The organism is Pseudoalteromonas sp. APM04 (genome assembly GCF_022809815.1).
Lineage (GTDB): Bacteria > Pseudomonadota > Gammaproteobacteria > Enterobacterales > Alteromonadaceae > Pseudoalteromonas > Pseudoalteromonas marina.
Genome location: NZ_CP094441.1, coordinates 286,246 through 302,654 on the forward strand (window position 1 = coordinate 286,246; position 16,409 = coordinate 302,654).

The following is a 16,409-nucleotide window of genomic DNA, read 5'->3' on the forward strand; positions in this document are numbered from 1 at the left end:
ATGAAAAGAATAATTATATTATCGGCTGTTTTTTTAATTAGTTTTATTGTGTTTTGTATTATTAAATTACCCGCTGCTATCGCGCTTGATTTAGCAAAACCTCATTTTCCTAAGCAGTTAGAAGTAGGGCAGGCGGTAGGCACTGTATGGCAAGGCCAATTAATGCAAGTTCGTTTTGATGGCGAGCAGTTAAACAATGTGCGCTGGGATATCGCCGGTTGGGCATTATTTACTGGCAATTTAAATACTAATATAAAGTTTGGAAATGCTCGCGAACGCACCGATATATCGGGATATGCAACCGTCAGCTATGGATTGTTTAATCATACTTTAAAAGTAACAGATGGTTTAGTTCGCTCAACGGTAGAGCGAGCTATGCAACGAGTTCAGTTACCATTACCTGTTACAGCAAAGGGGCGTGTAATACTTGAGCTAGATGAATACACCTCAGGTGCTCCTTACTGTAAGTCATTAAAGGGTGAAATAGCGAGCCCAAATATCGACGTGCAAGGCTTAAATGGTTGGTTTAATATAGGACCTCTGGCTGGCAAGTTAAGCTGTAAGTCGGGTGATGTGGCAATATTAATCGACCCTGATAACACCCTTGGGCTTGAAGCCGATGCCACTCTTAAAGCTAACTTTGACTTTAGCGTGGCAGGGTATGTAAAACCAGATGCTAGCTTACCAAAAGATGTTCACGATGCGGTTAAGTTTTTAGGCCGACCAGATAGCCAAGGCCGTTACCCGCTCAATTTTTAATGTTTTGATATAAAGAGTTTTAATGCAACTACCGCAATTCACTGAGCTGCATGCTAAGCAGCTCAGCACATTTCTAAATACCCAACCTCAAGCCATGACCTTTGAACAAAGCCAAGGTTATTTATTTGGTGTTATATGTTCACCCGACCCTCTTGATGTGCACGAGTGGGTTGATGTGATACTCAATAATTCAGCAAACGAATTAGATGAAGAAACGCTATTTTTATTTATGGCGTTTTACCATCAAATAAGTGAACAGGTGTTTGAAGTAGGGTATAAACTGCCACCACAGTACGACAGTGCATTTTGCTCGCAGTGGAGCCAAGGCTTTTTAACAGCAAGTAATGCTTACACGCAAAAGCTATTAGCAGCAACGAAGTTAGATGCACAGTACAAAGAGGCCTTAGAAACCGCACAAGCAACCCTCAGCTTTTTTGCATTAGATACACAGCTTATCTCTCAAATAGCATCACAAAATTCAATGAATACATCGCAGTTGTGTGAGCAACAATATGACCTTATGGGGGATTTTGCACTTGGTTTTGCAGAGCTAGTAGAAATAGTGGCGCTCAATAGTGGTTTGTATAACGATGATGGCTGGGACGAGTAGTTAGCGTCAAACTTTTTAATAATGGCGCTTTAATTAATATCAAGCGCCAAGATCTAAAATAATATCTGTGCAGCCTTGCTTGCACTTCACCACGCCTTTTCCCACTTCGCTGGTGGCTAAATCGAGTGTGAGTACCGTATTACATTTTTCGCATTTTAGCGTTTTACCTTGTGCTAACTGTTTAAGCATATTACGTTGCTTGTGAAACGAATCACTGGTTTTTTTGTTTAAATTAGAAAAGTCCATTATTTAGCCCGTTTTTGCTCGAGTGATTCAGACACTATTTTACACACTTTATTTAAGCGTTCAGCGTAGAAGTAAAGGTTTAAGTCGCGTTCACGACAGTAGCGCAAATTAAATAGCTGAACTGCGTCATCAGTGGTGAATGTTTTTTCTACGTATTCTTTTTCTGAGCTTGAAAGTGTTAGCTCATGACTAATTCTGTTTTTTGCTAAATTAGCAGCAGGGCTTCTATTTACTTTACTTGCATCACTTAAAAAGCCAATACCTTCGCCTAATAGCTTTTCGCGTGGTTCTTTTACAAGTGGATGATCAATGGTAAAAAACGCAAGGATCACAATTATCAAAATAATAAACTTCTTCATGGATACGTAAACCTTGATCTAAATAGGGTTGAATCATCAAGCAGTGTAATAAACTGCCTTTTAAAAGCAAGTAACTGAGATGAATAAATTAGTCGCAATCTATACCAGTAATTTTAGCCAATATTGGTATAATAACTAACAAAAGTTAGATATTTCTGAAATATCTGAAAGTATTTAATTTTGATTTATTAAACTAGTCTTACTTAGCAAGTTACTTGCTACACTATGAGTATAGAGCATTTGATTAGTGCTCAGCTTTTATTTTCCAAGCGGTGTTGAGGAACTTCGATGGACAAACAGATTAAAGTAAAAAACATTCCTGTTGAGGTAAAAATTCAAAAGCCGGATTTAAGCCGTCAAGATGATAGATTTAACCCCCGTAACCGCATTTATGTGAGAGCCGTAAAAGGTCTTCACCAATTACTAAGACAGCGCATTGGTTTTTTAGGCATGCTCGCATTTATGGTTTTGCCATGGATAAACTTTAACGGCCAGCAAGCCGTGCTATTTGATTTAATAGCACAAAAATACAATATTTTTGGTCTAACTTTATGGCCTCAAGACTTCACCATACTGGCGTTTATATTCATGCTGGCGGCTTTTGCGCTGTTTTTGGTAACTACATTTTATGGACGAGTCTGGTGCGGATATACTTGTCCTCAAACGGTATGGACCTTCATTTTTATCTGGTTTGAAGAAAAACTTGAAGGCACAGCAAATCAACGTAAAAAGCTCGATCAACGGCCTATGGACTTTGACAAGTTCTGGCGAAAAGCGGCTAAGCATTCCAGCTGGGTGTTGTTTTCTTTGTATACTTCTATTTCGTTTGTTGGTTACTTCACACCGATAAGAGAGCTACTCCCCGATTTTATAACCTTTAATGTTGGCGGTTATGCACTAGTGAGCATTTTAGTATTTGCTGTGTGTACATATGGTAACGCAGGCTGGATGCGTGAAATTATGTGTTTGCATATCTGTCCCTACTCACGTTTTCAGTCAGCAATGTTTGATAAGGATACCTACACAGTAACCTATGATGAAAGCCGAGGTGAAAGCCGGGGCCCTCGCTCACGTAAGGTTGCCCACGCAGATTTAGAAATAGGTGACTGTATTGACTGTAACCTATGTGTACAAGTCTGCCCAACAGGCATTGATATAAGAAACGGTTTGCAGGCTGAGTGTATAAATTGTGGTGCGTGTATTGATGCGTGTGACGGCGTAATGGATAAAATGGAGTACCCGCGAGGGTTAATTTCGTATACCACAGAACGTAATCTTGAGACGCCAGAAAATAAAACCAATCCTCTACGAGCCAAAATTATTGGGTATACGGTCATACTAGTGTTGCTAACAGGCGCGCTTGTTGCAAATATTGCACTGCGTAAACCAATGGACTTTGATATTATTCGTGATCGAAATCAGCTATATCGTGTCGACTTTAATGGCTTGGTTGAAAACACATATACCTTAAAGGTCATCAATAAGGCGCAATATGAGCAAACCTTTAACATTAAAGTGGCAGGGCTAGAAAACTTTAAATACATAGGTAAACAAGTATTTACTGTTCAAGCAGGTCAATCGCATAATGTGCCATTATCACTCGTTATGGACCCTTATGACTTAAAAGCGCCTATAACAGAGTTTAATTTTGTATTGTCGCCAGTTAATGAACCGGATGAAACAATTTCGCAATCGAGCAACTTTTTTAGAGCGCGATAGCCGTACTTTCTAATTCGGTAAATATAGCAATAACAAAAGCGGGTTTAACCCGCTTTTCATTTATATAAGAAGAGCATGAGCAAATTTAGCTTTATAGATTTAACCCCAGATTTAATACTTGATGCGATAGAAACCATAGGTATTTATCCCGAGTCTGGGTTACTAGCGCTTAACAGTTATGAAAATAGAGTTTATCAATTTAAAGCCGAAGACGGTCTGCGTTACGTAGTAAAGTTTTATCGTCCCGAGCGTTGGAGTAAAGCACAAATTCAAGAGGAGCACGATTTTGCTTTTGAGCTTGCTGACGCAGAAGTACCCGTTGTAGCCCCTGTTTTACATAATGGACAAAGCTTGTTTGAACACCAGGGTTATATGTTTGTGGTATTCCCAAGTGTGGGTGGGCGATTATTTGAAGTAGATAATTTAGATCAGCTTGATGTTATGGGACGTTTAATTGGTCGAATGCACCAAGTAGCTAAAACCAAACCCTTTACTTACAGACCAACAATAAGCTGTGAAGAATATTTGCATACAGCTAAAGTTCATCTTCAAAAAAGTAACTTGGTGCCAATGGGATTAAGCACTGCTTTTTATACTATTTTAGATTTGGTAATTGAGCAGACACAAAAGCAGTATCAAGATACAAATAGTATTCGCTTACATGGCGATTGCCACGCAGGCAATATATTATGGGCTGGCGATGCGCTAATGTTCGTGGATTTAGACGATAGTCGTCAAGGGCCTGCTATTCAAGATCTATGGATGATGCTCAGTGGCGACAGACCAACGCAACTGTTACAGTTAGACACTTTGGTGGGAGCGTATGAAGAATTTTGTGATTTTGACCACGCGCAACTCAAATTAATTGAACCGCTGCGAGCAATGCGTATTATTCACTACATGGGATGGGTGGCAAAAAGGTGGAGCGATCCAGCTTTTGTGCGGAACTTTTCATGGTTTGCTGATGACAAATACTGGGAGCAACAAATTTTAGCGCTTAAAGAACAACTTGCTGCACTGCAAGAACCGCCGTTAAAGTTATTGCCGTAAATTATTATTTAATGACGAGTACAACGAGACACTAATGCTTAAAAAACTAAAACTGAGCCTACTTCTTTTATGTTTACCATTTGCAGCCTTTGCTGCACAGTTTGAGGCAAATAACCAATACACGATTATTAAAACTGAAAAAAGCACAACACCACAGGTAACAGAGTTCTTTTCATTTTATTGTCCGCACTGTTTTAAATTTGAACCAGTGGCTAAAGCAATTGAAAAAAAACTGCCTGAAGGCACTGATTTTGTTAAAAGTCACGTCAACTTTTTACGTGGTGTATCTCCACAGGCACAAAGTAATTTAAGCTTTGCTTACTTAATCGCAAAACAACAAGGGCAAGCACAAAATATAGCTGACCAAATTTTTAGAAGTATCCATATTCAAGGTGCGCCTTTAACAGAAGTTAAAGACCTTAAAAAGCTATTGGAAGTAAATGGAATAGACAGCGACACATTTGACCAAGCGATTGCAAGCATGCCAATTATTGCCGAAGAGCAAGCAATGCAAGATAAGCAAAACAAATATTCAAAGTTAGGTGCGTTAACTGGTGTACCTACTTTTATTGTTAACGATAAATACAAAATCAATATTAACACCATAAAAAACCAACAAGAACTTGATGAGTTAATTGCGTTTTTATTAGCATTATAAATTTTGGAGCATAAGAATGATTAAACTACTTAAAGCAGGGTTACTTGCATTAGTATTACCGATGGCAGCAACAAGCTTTGCGGCGGACTACCAAGAAGGCGTCCATTACGATGTTATTGCTGAACGTGCCACTAAAAAGCCAGAAGTAAAAGAGTTTTTCTCTTTTTACTGCCCGGCGTGTAATAACTACGAGTCACTGATCAGCGAATTTAAGCCTAAACTAGATAAAAATGTTAAGTTTAAAAAGAGTCACGTTGACTTTGTGGGTGTTCGTAATCCAGAAAACCAACAAATGATGAGCCAAGCACTTGCAACTGCTGAAGTACTTCCTCAGAAAGAGAAACTTATCGCAGCTATTTTTAATCATATTCACACTAAGCGCGCTAAATTTAACGAATTAGCTGACGTGAAAGATGTGTTTGTTGCGCAAGGTGTTGATGGCGATAAGTTTGATAAGTTATTTAAAAGCTTTTCGGTTCGTACATTAAGTTCTAAGATGAAACGTGATCAAGAATACTTTAAAGAAAAAGGTGCTCTTCGTGGTGTACCCACATTTATCGTAAACGGTAAGTATAAATTAAACTTAGGCCGTGAATCGGGTGTTACAGCTCCTGAAGATATCAGTAAATTAATTAATTACTTAGCTAACAAGTAAGTTTAGCTAAAATCAAAAAAGCTCCTTAGGGAGCTTTTTTGCTTTATAAGGATGTAGCAATGAAAAAAATATTAGTATCGAGTTGCTTGCTAGGGCAGCCTGTTCGTTATGATGGGAAAGGACAAACATTACAGCATCCACAATTACGGGTATGGCAAAGTAATAAGAAAATAATATCCTTTTGTCCTGAAGTGGCTGGTGGGCTATCTACTCCTAGAGCTCCTGCTGAAATAATACAGGGGAAAGTAATTACTAATTCAGGCGAAGATGTAACAGAGCAATTTCAAACTGGGGCTAATATAGCGCTAGAACTTTGTAAAAAATATAAAGTTCATTTTGCTTTACTTAAAGAATCGAGCCCTTCTTGCGGACGAAATACAATATATGATGGAAAGCATCGCGGAATAAAAATCGAAGGTCTAGGTTTAACTGCAGCATTATTAATAAAGAATGGAGTTCAAGTATTTAGTGAAGAGCAAATACCAGCACTTATAAAAGCACTGGCACTTTAATTTGGGTTGGTTATTTACGCTGTAAGAAAACACCCGACTCTATGTGATGTGTATAAGGGAACTGATCAAATATCGCAAAGCGCTTAACGTTATGCGAACGCGTTAAATGATCTAAATCGCGTTCCAGTGTGTCAGGATTACACGATATATAAATTATGTTTTCGTAATTAGCCACTAAATCACAGGTTAACTCATCCATACCAGCGCGTGGCGGGTCGACTAATATGGTTTGGCAGTCATAGCTTTTAAGGTCAATACCGTCTAAACGAGAAAAAGTACGTTCGCCATTCATTGCTTGAGTAAACTCTTCGCTCGACATACGAATAATATCTAGGTTGTCTACATTGTTTTTGGCAATATTATATTGAGCAGAGTGAACAGACGATTTAGATATTTCAGTTGCGAGTACTTTATTAAAAGATCCCGCTAGCGCAATAGAAAAGTTACCATTACCGCAGTAAAGCTCTAGTAAATCATTTTTAAGTGGTTTACATAAATCTTGTGCCCACTCAAGCATACTTATATTTACTTTTGCATTAGGTTGCGTAAAGCTATTTTCTACTTGTTGGTAAATTAGTTCTTGGCCATTTACAGTTAATTGCTCTGTTACAAAGTCATCACCTAGCACTTCTTTCTGCTTACGTGCTCGGCCAATAAAATCTATTTTATATTTTTCACTCAGTTTTGCCTTTAGTGACTTAATTTCACGTAGCCATTCATCATCAAGCGGCTTGTGATAAAGCAAGCTCACTAAAATTTCACCACTGAGTGTAGACAGGTAATCTATTTGAAATAGCTTCCGGCGTAAAACCTCGCATGGTTTAAGGTTTTCAATCATCACCTGCATGATTTCACTAACAAGCGGTGCCGCAGGGTCAAACGTATCAACGCGTATTTTTTCTTTAGTTTGCTGATCAAACATTATATGAAACAGATCGTCTCCATCATGCCATACTCTAAATTCGGCACGTTGGCGGTAGTTAATTGGCTCCGAGCTAAATACTTCTAGCTGCTCCACACCAAAACGTTGAAACTGTGAAGTTATACGCTGTTCTTTTTCACTTAACTGCGCTTGGTACTGTGTGGTATCTATTTTAATAACTGCCATTCGCGTTACTACCTTATCTAAGATCTGTTTATCGGCGCTATTGTAGGGAGCGGTTCGCATTTGTCTAGTTTTGGCAAGAATAAATGATGTTTTTTTGCACGGTTTACTTTAGTTTTTTATGCCCTGGCCGATAACAAACTACGCATGCTCAGGAGACGATTCATGAAAATAGGCAATTATGGCTTTATACCAAGCCAGAACATAAACAAATTCAACAACAAAGCTGACGTACAACAACCTACCATCGCGTCTCCGCAAGACAGCTATCAGCAACGAGGTAAAGAATTAGCTGCTAAAGTTTTAGGTGATAAAATGGCAGAGCAGCTTGGTTTGCCAGTCCAAGAAAAAAAAGCAGATAAGCCCCTTTTTGATTTTGAAGCAATAGTTAAAAATGTACTCGACTTTGTCACCGGCGCCGTTAATAAAGCAAAAGCTGATGGTGCCGATGACGATAAATTAAAAGGTATGCTAAGTGATGCCCGTAAGGGGGTGCAAATAGGTATTGATGACGCTGTTGATGAGTTAAAAGAATCCGGCGTTCTGAACGATGAAACCCAAGAGGGAATCAACAAATCAAAAGAAGGTATTTTTGATGGCCTTAATAAGTTTGAAGATAACTTGTTCAACCCAATGCCCGCTAGTGTGGGGGTAACTCAAGCACAATACGCAAGTTTAAGTAATAATGCTCAGTACAGTTTCACAACCGCAGAAGGTGATGAAGTAACGATAAGTTTTGCCGATGCGTTTAAATCTCAGTCTGCTAGTAGCTATCAGCGTGGTAAGGGAGGGGAGGCATTCGTAAGTGAATCATCACAATCGAGAGAGCTTTCATTTTCAATGTCAGTTAACGGCGACCTTAATGATAAAGAGCAAGAAGCAATTAATGAGTTAATGGAAAACCTACAAAACGTAAGTAAGACCTTTTTTAGCGGCGATTTAGAGCAGGCATTCGAAGAAGCGCAAGAGCTTAGTTTAGGCAATGAACAACTTGTCGCATTTTCAATGGATTTACGCCAAACCAAAACAGTTGCTGCAATAAAGGGTTACGAAGAAAATAAACCGGCTCCAGAAAAAGTAATTGCAGATAAAGTAGCGCCTTTTAATGATGACCTCCGAGAGGCATTTTCTAAAGCAACCGAGCTAGGTATTCAAAATCAGTTATCAGGCATTATGCAGTGGCTTAATGAAGATCAAAGTGAGATCGATAAACTGGTTGATTACACAAAAGCTATGTTTGAAAACCTTAATAAGTTAAATAGCGCGACAAAGCAAACAGCAGAGGAAGTTTAACCTCAACATTAAACTACTTTCTTTTGCAAAAATCACATGGCAAACTGCCGTTCTAATCTAATAATAGGAACGGTCGTTTGTCAGCGCATATAATGGTTTTTGATTCAGGGATTGGTGGCACAACAGTACTTGATCATATAAAGCAACGTATCCCGAATGCTCAATATAGCTATTTTATGGATAATGCTTTCTTACCTTATGGAGCTCAAACACAACAAACAATTATTAATCGTTTGTGTTCGCTCATTCATTTCATTAAGTTAAATAAGCTAAACGTCGATTTAATTGTAATAGCATGCAACACGGCATCCACATCGGCATTAAGTGCTGTACGCAAAATTACAGATATACCCATAGTTGGTGTTGTACCAGCAATCAAGCCCGCCGCAGAATTAACACGTTCAAATCACATTGCTTTACTGGCAACACCTGCAACAATAGCGAGCTCATATACAAATAAGTTAATAGCGCAGCACGCTAGTAATGTAACTGTTAACTTATATAGCAGTGTTGAGTTGGTAAACGTTGCTGAATTACTTTTCTTTAATGGCTATTTAGATACAAATAAATTACATGCTGTACTTGAAGGCTTGAGTATTGAAAAGCAAACAGATGTGCTTGTATTGGGGTGTACTCACTTTCCGATACTTACAAAGCAGATTAGTGAGCACTTTAAAAATAGCATTCAGCTGGTGGATTCTGGTGCAGCAATAGCAAATAGGGTTATTTATCTATTAACTGAGTCAGGTTTATTAGCACAAAATATACCTGGCATAAAAAAGCCATTGCAATACTATGCAACGGCTAATGTGATCAGCGATAAACTTGCGGTTAAGCTAGTTAAACTGATTGATCCGCCTGAGCTCGAAGCGTATTAGAATCATCTTCTTGTTTTTGTTTTGCTTCACGAACTTTTAAAGTACGTTGTTGGAACTCACTATCGTTCAAGTTAGCAATAGCATTGTCTGCATCAGCTTGCGCCATTTCAACAAAACCAAAGCCACGACGTTTGCCTGTATTTTTATCCTTTAATAGACGAACGTTGAATACTTTACCTTGCTCTTCAAACAAAGCACGAACAACACCTTCGTTTGCACGGTAAGGAAGGTTACCAACGTAAAGTGTTTTAGTTTTTACTTCAGCCTCTTCTAAAACGTCAGAAGACATAGCAGCAATAACTAGCCCACCTATTAATAAGCCAACAGCAAATACAATTGCAGGGTCAAGTTCTAAGCTTCCAAGGGCGAACTTAACAATAACAAAACCAACTACAGCAATAACAACAGAAAAGATAAAAGATTTTTGATCGGGTAATTTCATTTTAGATCTACCAATAAACAGGAAATAAACATTAATTTAACATTGTGAACTTGCTATCTTAACGTCTTAAACGAACTTAGCAATGATATTTATATGAAATTATAAAAAACAGTGTAAAAAAACATCAATTTAAGCGTGTTTTAACATGGTTTTTTGTGGTTTTGTTCTAATTTTGTTCGAACAGTAAAAAGATCTAAAAAAAGGGTTGATCTGTTTTCGGATCTCCCTATAATGCGACCCCACTGAGACGGGAAACGCTGAAGCATAGCAAAGTGTTAGCGGCTCAGAGAGTTAAGTAAAACTTTGGTTTTAAATTGTCGTAAGAAAGTTTAAAACAAAGTGTTGACTCGAAAAATAAAGGGTGTATTATACGCATCCCTAGCGACAGCGTCGCAACGTTCTTTAACAATATAAAGCAATCATCTGTGTGGGCACTCGTACAGATTGAGTTCTAACAGCCAAGCTTAGTTCGCTAAGTGAGGCAAACAAATTAGAGTCTCAATTGAAACTGAGTGACCAACAGAATAATTACTTAGGTAGTTATTCAGCACAGTCAATTCAATATCGAAAGATATTAAATAAATTCAGAATTCATTGAGCTGTCGAAAGACACAAAACTTTTTAATTGAAGAGTTTGATCATGGCTCAGATTGAACGCTGGCGGCAGGCCTAACACATGCAAGTCGAGCGGTAACAGAAAGTAGCTTGCTACTTTGCTGACGAGCGGCGGACGGGTGAGTAATGCTTGGGAACATGCCTTGAGGTGGGGGACAACAGTTGGAAACGACTGCTAATACCGCATAATGTCTACGGACCAAAGGGGGCTTCGGCTCTCGCCTTTAGATTGGCCCAAGTGGGATTAGCTAGTTGGTGAGGTAATGGCTCACCAAGGCAACGATCCCTAGCTGGTTTGAGAGGATGATCAGCCACACTGGAACTGAGACACGGTCCAGACTCCTACGGGAGGCAGCAGTGGGGAATATTGCACAATGGGCGAAAGCCTGATGCAGCCATGCCGCGTGTGTGAAGAAGGCCTTCGGGTTGTAAAGCACTTTCAGTCAGGAGGAAAGGGTGTGAGTTAATACCTCATATCTGTGACGTTACTGACAGAAGAAGCACCGGCTAACTCCGTGCCAGCAGCCGCGGTAATACGGAGGGTGCGAGCGTTAATCGGAATTACTGGGCGTAAAGCGTACGCAGGCGGTTTGTTAAGCGAGATGTGAAAGCCCCGGGCTCAACCTGGGAACTGCATTTCGAACTGGCAAACTAGAGTGTGATAGAGGGTGGTAGAATTTCAGGTGTAGCGGTGAAATGCGTAGAGATCTGAAGGAATACCGATGGCGAAGGCAGCCACCTGGGTCAACACTGACGCTCATGTACGAAAGCGTGGGGAGCAAACGGGATTAGATACCCCGGTAGTCCACGCCGTAAACGATGTCTACTAGAAGCTCGGAACCTCGGTTCTGTTTTTCAAAGCTAACGCATTAAGTAGACCGCCTGGGGAGTACGGCCGCAAGGTTAAAACTCAAATGAATTGACGGGGGCCCGCACAAGCGGTGGAGCATGTGGTTTAATTCGATGCAACGCGAAGAACCTTACCTACACTTGACATACAGAGAACTTTCTAGAGATAGATTGGTGCCTTCGGGAACTCTGATACAGGTGCTGCATGGCTGTCGTCAGCTCGTGTTGTGAGATGTTGGGTTAAGTCCCGCAACGAGCGCAACCCCTATCCTTAGTTGCTAGCAGGTAATGCTGAGAACTCTAAGGAGACTGCCGGTGATAAACCGGAGGAAGGTGGGGACGACGTCAAGTCATCATGGCCCTTACGTGTAGGGCTACACACGTGCTACAATGGCGCATACAGAGTGCTGCGAACCTGCGAAGGTAAGCGAATCACTTAAAGTGCGTCGTAGTCCGGATTGGAGTCTGCAACTCGACTCCATGAAGTCGGAATCGCTAGTAATCGCGTATCAGAATGACGCGGTGAATACGTTCCCGGGCCTTGTACACACCGCCCGTCACACCATGGGAGTGGGTTGCTCCAGAAGTAGATAGTCTAACCCTCGGGAGGACGTTTACCACGGAGTGATTCATGACTGGGGTGAAGTCGTAACAAGGTAGCCCTAGGGGAACCTGGGGCTGGATCACCTCCTTATACGATTTAGAACTTATTTGTTCGTAGTGTCCACACAGATGATTGTTATTGTAAAGAGAACAACACTTATTGTTTGGGTCTGTAGCTCAGCTGGTTAGAGCGCACCCCTGATAAGGGTGAGGTCGGTAGTTCAAATCTACTCAGACCCACCACTTCTTCGCGAAGTCGGTAACTAAACAATAAGACCAGCATATGTGGGGCTATAGCTCAGCTGGGAGAGCGCCTGCCTTGCACGCAGGAGGTCAGCAGTTCGATCCTGCTTAGCTCCACCACTTTTACTTCTTAAAAATAAATATTCTTTATCGGGCAGCTAAATCGCCTGAGAATAGAGTGTGTTTAATTTTGAGAGGTTTTTGTATCTCTTGCTCTTTAAAAATTTGGAAAAGCTGATAATAAAATTCGTATGAATAACAATGTTATTTGTACAGAGTTTTCAAAAGTAAAAAAGAATGATAGCAGTATCATTCAGTGCCATTTAATCACTCTTTGAGTCGATTGATTGGTATCTACTTTAGTATTCAATATTAACTTCTGGCGAAGTTAAACTGTCACAAAACAAAGACCCGTTTGGGTTGTATGGTTAAGTGACTAAGCGTACACGGTGGATGCCTTGGCAGTTGGAGGCGATGAAGGACGTATTAACTTGCGATAAGCCTAGTCAAGCTAGTAAAAAGCACTTGAGACTAGGATTTCCGAATGGGGAAACCCACCTGCTTGCAGGTATCGTTAACTGAATACATAGGTTAACGAGGCGAACGCGGAGAACTGAAACATCTAAGTACCCGTAGGAAAAGAAATCAACCGAGATTCCGAAAGTAGCGGCGAGCGAAATCGGAACAGCCCTTAAGCTTATTATGTGTTAATGGAAGGCTCTGGAAAGTGCCACGATACAGGGTGATAGTCCCGTACATGAAAAGACATTTTAAGTGAAATCGAGTAGGTCGGAGCACGTGAAACTTTGACTGAATATAGGTGGACCATCATCTAAGGCTAAATACTCCCAACTGACCGATAGTGAACCAGTACCGTGAGGGAAAGGCGAAAAGAACCCCTGTGAGGGGAGTGAAATAGAACCTGAAACCGTGTACGTACAAGCAGTAGGAGCCTACTTGTTAGGTGACTGCGTACCTTTTGTATAATGGGTCAGCGACTTATATTTTGTAGCGAGGTTAACCGTATAGGGTAGCCGTAGGGAAACCGAGTCTTAACTGGGCGAATAGTTGCAAGGTATAGACCCGAAACCCGGTGATCTAGCCATGAGCAGGTTGAAGGTTGAGTAACATCAACTGGAGGACCGAACCCACTAACGTTGAAAAGTTAGGGGATGACTTGTGGCTAGGAGTGAAAGGCTAATCAAACCGGGAGATAGCTGGTTCTCCCCGAAATCTATTTAGGTAGAGCCTCGGACGAATACTTACGGGGGTAGAGCACTGTTAAGGCTAGGGGGTCATCCCGACTTACCAACCCTTTGCAAACTCCGAATACCGTAAAGTAATATCCGGGAGACACACGGCGGGTGCTAACGTCCGTCGTGAAGAGGGAAACAACCCAGACCGCCAGCTAAGGTCCCAAAGTCATAGTTAAGTGGGAAACGATGTGGAAAGGCCCAGACAGCCAGGAGGTTGGCTTAGAAGCAGCCATCCTTTAAAGAAAGCGTAATAGCTCACTGGTCGAGTCGGTCTGCGCGGAAGATGTAACGGGGCTAAACTATGCACCGAAGCTGCGGATTCATACTTTGTATGAGTGGTAGGGGAGCGTTCTGTAAGCGGTTGAAGGTGTACCGGGAGGTATGCTGGACGTATCAGAAGTGCGAATGCTGACATGAGTAACGATAATGCGGGTGAAAAACCCGCACGCCGGAAGACCAAGGGTTCCTATCCCATGTTAATCAGGGTAGGGTAAGTCGACCCCTAAGGCGAGGCCGAAAGGCGTAGTCGATGGGAAACGGATTAATATTTCCGTACTTGGTATAATTGCGATGGGGGGACGGAGAAGGCTAAGCAAGCATGGCGATGGTTGTCCATGTGAAAGTGAGTAGGGCGTTTGTTTAGGTAAATCCGGACGAACATTAAACCTGAGACACGAGACGAGTCACTACGGTGATGAAGTTGCTGATGCCATACTTCCAGGAAAAGCCTCTAAGCTTCAGATTATACCGAATCGTACCCCAAACCGACACAGGTGGTCAGGTAGAGAATACTAAGGCGCTTGAGAGAACTCGGGTGAAGGAACTAGGCAAAATCGTACCGTAACTTCGGGAGAAGGTACGCTCCTATCTGTGATGAGACTTGCTCTCTAAGCGGACGGGAGCCGCAGTGACCAGGTGGCTGGGACTGTTTATTAAAAACACAGCACTGTGCAAAATCGCAAGATGACGTATACGGTGTGACACCTGCCCGGTGCCGGAAGGTTAATTGATGGGGTTATCTTCGGAGAAGCTCTTGATCGAAGCCCCGGTAAACGGCGGCCGTAACTATAACGGTCCTAAGGTAGCGAAATTCCTTGTCGGGTAAGTTCCGACCTGCACGAATGGTGTAACCATGGCCACGCTGTCTCCACCCGAGACTCAGTGAAATTGAAATCGCAGTGAAGATGCTGTGTACCCGCGGCTAGACGGAAAGACCCCGTGAACCTTTACTACAGCTTGGCACTGAACATTGAACCTACATGTGTAGGATAGGTGGGAGACTTTGAAGATGAGACGCTAGTCTTGTTGGAGTCGTCCTTGAAATACCACCCTTGTAGTTTTGATGTTCTAACGTTGGCCCCTGAATCGGGGTTACGGACAGTGCCTGGTGGGTAGTTTGACTGGGGCGGTCTCCTCCCAAAGAGTAACGGAGGAGCACGAAGGTTGGCTAAGTACGGTCGGACATCGTACGGTTAGTGTAATGGTAGAAGCCAGCTTAACTGCGAGACAGACACGTCGAGCAGGTACGAAAGTAGGTCATAGTGATCCGGTGGTTCTGAATGGAAGGGCCATCGCTCAACGGATAAAAGGTACTCCGGGGATAACAGGCTGATACCGCCCAAGAGTTCATATCGACGGCGGTGTTTGGCACCTCGATGTCGGCTCATCACATCCTGGGGCTGAAGTCGGTCCCAAGGGTATGGCTGTTCGCCATTTAAAGTGGTACGCGAGCTGGGTTTAGAACGTCGTGAGACAGTTCGGTCCCTATCTGCCGTGGGCGTTTGAGAATTGAGAGGGGTTGCTCCTAGTACGAGAGGACCGGAGTGAACGAACCGCTGGTGTTCGGGTTGTCATGCCAATGGCATTGCCCGGTAGCTACGTTCGGAACTGATAAGCGCTGAAAGCATCTAAGCGCGAAGCAGGCCTCGAGATGAGTTCTCACTAGACTTTTAAAGTCTCTGAAGGGCCGTTGAAGACTACAACGTTGATAGGCAAGATGTGGAAGTGGTGTGAGCCATTAAGCTAACTTGTACTAATTACCCGTGAGGCTTAACCATACAACGCCAAACGCGTTTTGTGTGACAGTTAAGACAGAAGTTAATAACTAAAGTAGATATTACTGACAGAAAGACTTAAAAAATATTATCAGATATTTTCCAAATTCAGTTAGTGCGTAGAAATACGGATTAACGCCCAAATTTGCTTGGTGACAATAGCGTTTTGGACCCACCTGACTCCATGCCGAACTCAGTAGTGAAACGAAACAGCGCCGATGATAGTGTAGCATTTGCTATGTGAAAGTAGGACATTACCAGGCTTCAAATAAGAGAAACCCGTTACAGCGATGTGACGGGTTTTTTGCTGTCTGGGGTTTAGTAAAAGCCAAGACCCCATGCCGAACTCAGTAGCGACACAAAACAGGGCGAAGGCAAGCCCCGCAAAAGGCGACAGGCACAACGTAGCATCCCATTTCACTGTGACTTTTTACCGCTGTGGGCACCATGACATTCTACTGCGTAGCGCACCGACTTCAAATACGAGAAAGTTGCTTCAGAAA

The 16,409-nt window shown here is 41.9% G+C and carries 13 protein-coding genes, 2 tRNA genes and 3 rRNA genes; 14 read left to right on the top strand and 4 right to left on the bottom strand.

Features of this window, described 5'->3' with window-relative positions:
* A complete protein-coding gene (locus MTP24_RS01385) occupies positions 1 to 759 on the top strand; it encodes a type II secretion system protein N (protein WP_243532424.1) in 759 nt (252 codons plus the stop codon).
* A gap of 22 nt (positions 760 to 781) precedes the next feature.
* Complete coding sequence (locus MTP24_RS01390) at positions 782 to 1,369, top strand: UPF0149 family protein (RefSeq protein ID WP_243532426.1); 588 nt, start codon at positions 782 to 784, stop codon at positions 1,367 to 1,369.
* A gap of 39 nt (positions 1,370 to 1,408) precedes the next feature.
* On the opposite strand, the gene MTP24_RS01395 is transcribed toward MTP24_RS01390, so the two are convergent.
* Complete coding sequence (locus tag MTP24_RS01395; RefSeq protein WP_006794643.1) at positions 1,409 to 1,615, bottom strand: hypothetical protein; 207 nt, start codon at positions 1,613 to 1,615, stop codon at positions 1,409 to 1,411.
* Positions 1,615 to 1,974 (bottom strand): hypothetical protein, encoded by a 360-nt coding sequence (locus MTP24_RS01400; RefSeq protein ID WP_008129647.1) that lies wholly within the window; start codon positions 1,972 to 1,974, stop codon positions 1,615 to 1,617. Before MTP24_RS01400 ends, MTP24_RS01395 begins: the two co-directional genes overlap by 1 nt.
* Positions 1,975 to 2,262: 288 nt before the next feature.
* On the opposite strand from MTP24_RS01400, the gene ccoG reads away from it, so the two are divergent.
* From ccoG to MTP24_RS01425, 5 genes are all read left to right on the top strand, one after another.
* Positions 2,263 to 3,693 carry a cytochrome c oxidase accessory protein CcoG gene (gene ccoG / locus MTP24_RS01405; RefSeq protein ID WP_243532428.1) on the top strand — a complete coding sequence of 477 codons (1,431 nt, stop codon included), beginning with the start codon at positions 2,263 to 2,265 and terminating at the stop codon, positions 3,691 to 3,693.
* A 75-nt stretch (positions 3,694 to 3,768) separates the two neighbouring features.
* Entirely contained in the window at positions 3,769 to 4,743 is a 975-nt protein-coding gene (locus MTP24_RS01410; protein ID WP_006794646.1) for a serine/threonine protein kinase, read from the top strand.
* A 34-nt stretch (positions 4,744 to 4,777) separates the two neighbouring features.
* Positions 4,778 to 5,401 carry a thiol:disulfide interchange protein DsbA/DsbL gene (locus MTP24_RS01415; protein WP_058430365.1) on the top strand — a complete coding sequence of 208 codons (624 nt, stop codon included), beginning with the start codon at positions 4,778 to 4,780 and terminating at the stop codon, positions 5,399 to 5,401.
* 16 nt (positions 5,402 to 5,417) lie between these two features.
* Positions 5,418 to 6,056 (top strand): thiol:disulfide interchange protein DsbA/DsbL, encoded by a 639-nt coding sequence (locus MTP24_RS01420; RefSeq protein ID WP_006794648.1) that lies wholly within the window; start codon positions 5,418 to 5,420, stop codon positions 6,054 to 6,056.
* Positions 6,057 to 6,115: 59 nt separating this feature from the next.
* Positions 6,116 to 6,568 carry a DUF523 domain-containing protein gene (locus MTP24_RS01425; protein WP_243532430.1) on the top strand — a complete coding sequence of 151 codons (453 nt, stop codon included), beginning with the start codon at positions 6,116 to 6,118 and terminating at the stop codon, positions 6,566 to 6,568.
* Between the two features lie 10 nt (positions 6,569 to 6,578).
* On the opposite strand, the gene trmA is transcribed toward MTP24_RS01425, so the two are convergent.
* On the bottom strand, positions 6,579 to 7,676 hold the full coding sequence (gene trmA, locus MTP24_RS01430) for a tRNA (uridine(54)-C5)-methyltransferase TrmA (protein WP_243532432.1): 1,098 nt from the start codon (positions 7,674 to 7,676) through the stop codon (positions 6,579 to 6,581).
* 162 nt (positions 7,677 to 7,838) lie between these two features.
* Between trmA and MTP24_RS01435 the strand changes: the two genes are divergently transcribed.
* Together MTP24_RS01435 and murI are read left to right on the top strand one after the other, a co-directional pair.
* A complete protein-coding gene (locus MTP24_RS01435; RefSeq protein ID WP_243532436.1) occupies positions 7,839 to 8,966 on the top strand; it encodes a DUF5610 domain-containing protein in 1,128 nt (375 codons plus the stop codon).
* Positions 8,967 to 9,043: 77 nt separating this feature from the next.
* Positions 9,044 to 9,844 (top strand): glutamate racemase, encoded by an 801-nt coding sequence (murI, locus tag MTP24_RS01440; RefSeq protein ID WP_243532438.1) that lies wholly within the window; start codon positions 9,044 to 9,046, stop codon positions 9,842 to 9,844.
* Here murI and MTP24_RS01445 read toward each other — a convergent pair.
* Positions 9,807 to 10,286 (bottom strand): RNA-binding protein, encoded by a 480-nt coding sequence (locus MTP24_RS01445; protein ID WP_010558141.1) that lies wholly within the window; start codon positions 10,284 to 10,286, stop codon positions 9,807 to 9,809. The two genes, murI and MTP24_RS01445, sit on opposite strands and share 38 nt — an antisense overlap.
* 622 nt (positions 10,287 to 10,908) lie before the next feature.
* On the opposite strand from MTP24_RS01445, the gene MTP24_RS01450 reads away from it, so the two are divergent.
* The 5 genes from MTP24_RS01450 to rrf all read left to right on the top strand — a co-directional run bounded on the left by MTP24_RS01450 (position 10,909) and on the right by rrf (position 16,169).
* A 16S ribosomal RNA gene (locus MTP24_RS01450) occupies positions 10,909 to 12,444 on the top strand.
* Between the two features lie 75 nt (positions 12,445 to 12,519).
* A tRNA-Ile gene (locus MTP24_RS01455) sits at positions 12,520 to 12,596 on the top strand.
* 44 nt (positions 12,597 to 12,640) lie between these two features.
* Positions 12,641 to 12,716, top strand: a tRNA-Ala gene (locus MTP24_RS01460).
* A gap of 306 nt (positions 12,717 to 13,022) precedes the next feature.
* Positions 13,023 to 15,909 (top strand): 23S ribosomal RNA (locus tag MTP24_RS01465).
* Positions 15,910 to 16,054: 145 nt separating this feature from the next.
* Positions 16,055 to 16,169: ribosomal RNA gene (rrf, locus tag MTP24_RS01470) — 5S ribosomal RNA — on the top strand.
* Together the 16S, 23S and 5S rRNA genes with 2 tRNA genes alongside form the textbook arrangement of a ribosomal RNA operon.
* Positions 16,170 to 16,409 lie beyond the last annotated feature (240 nt).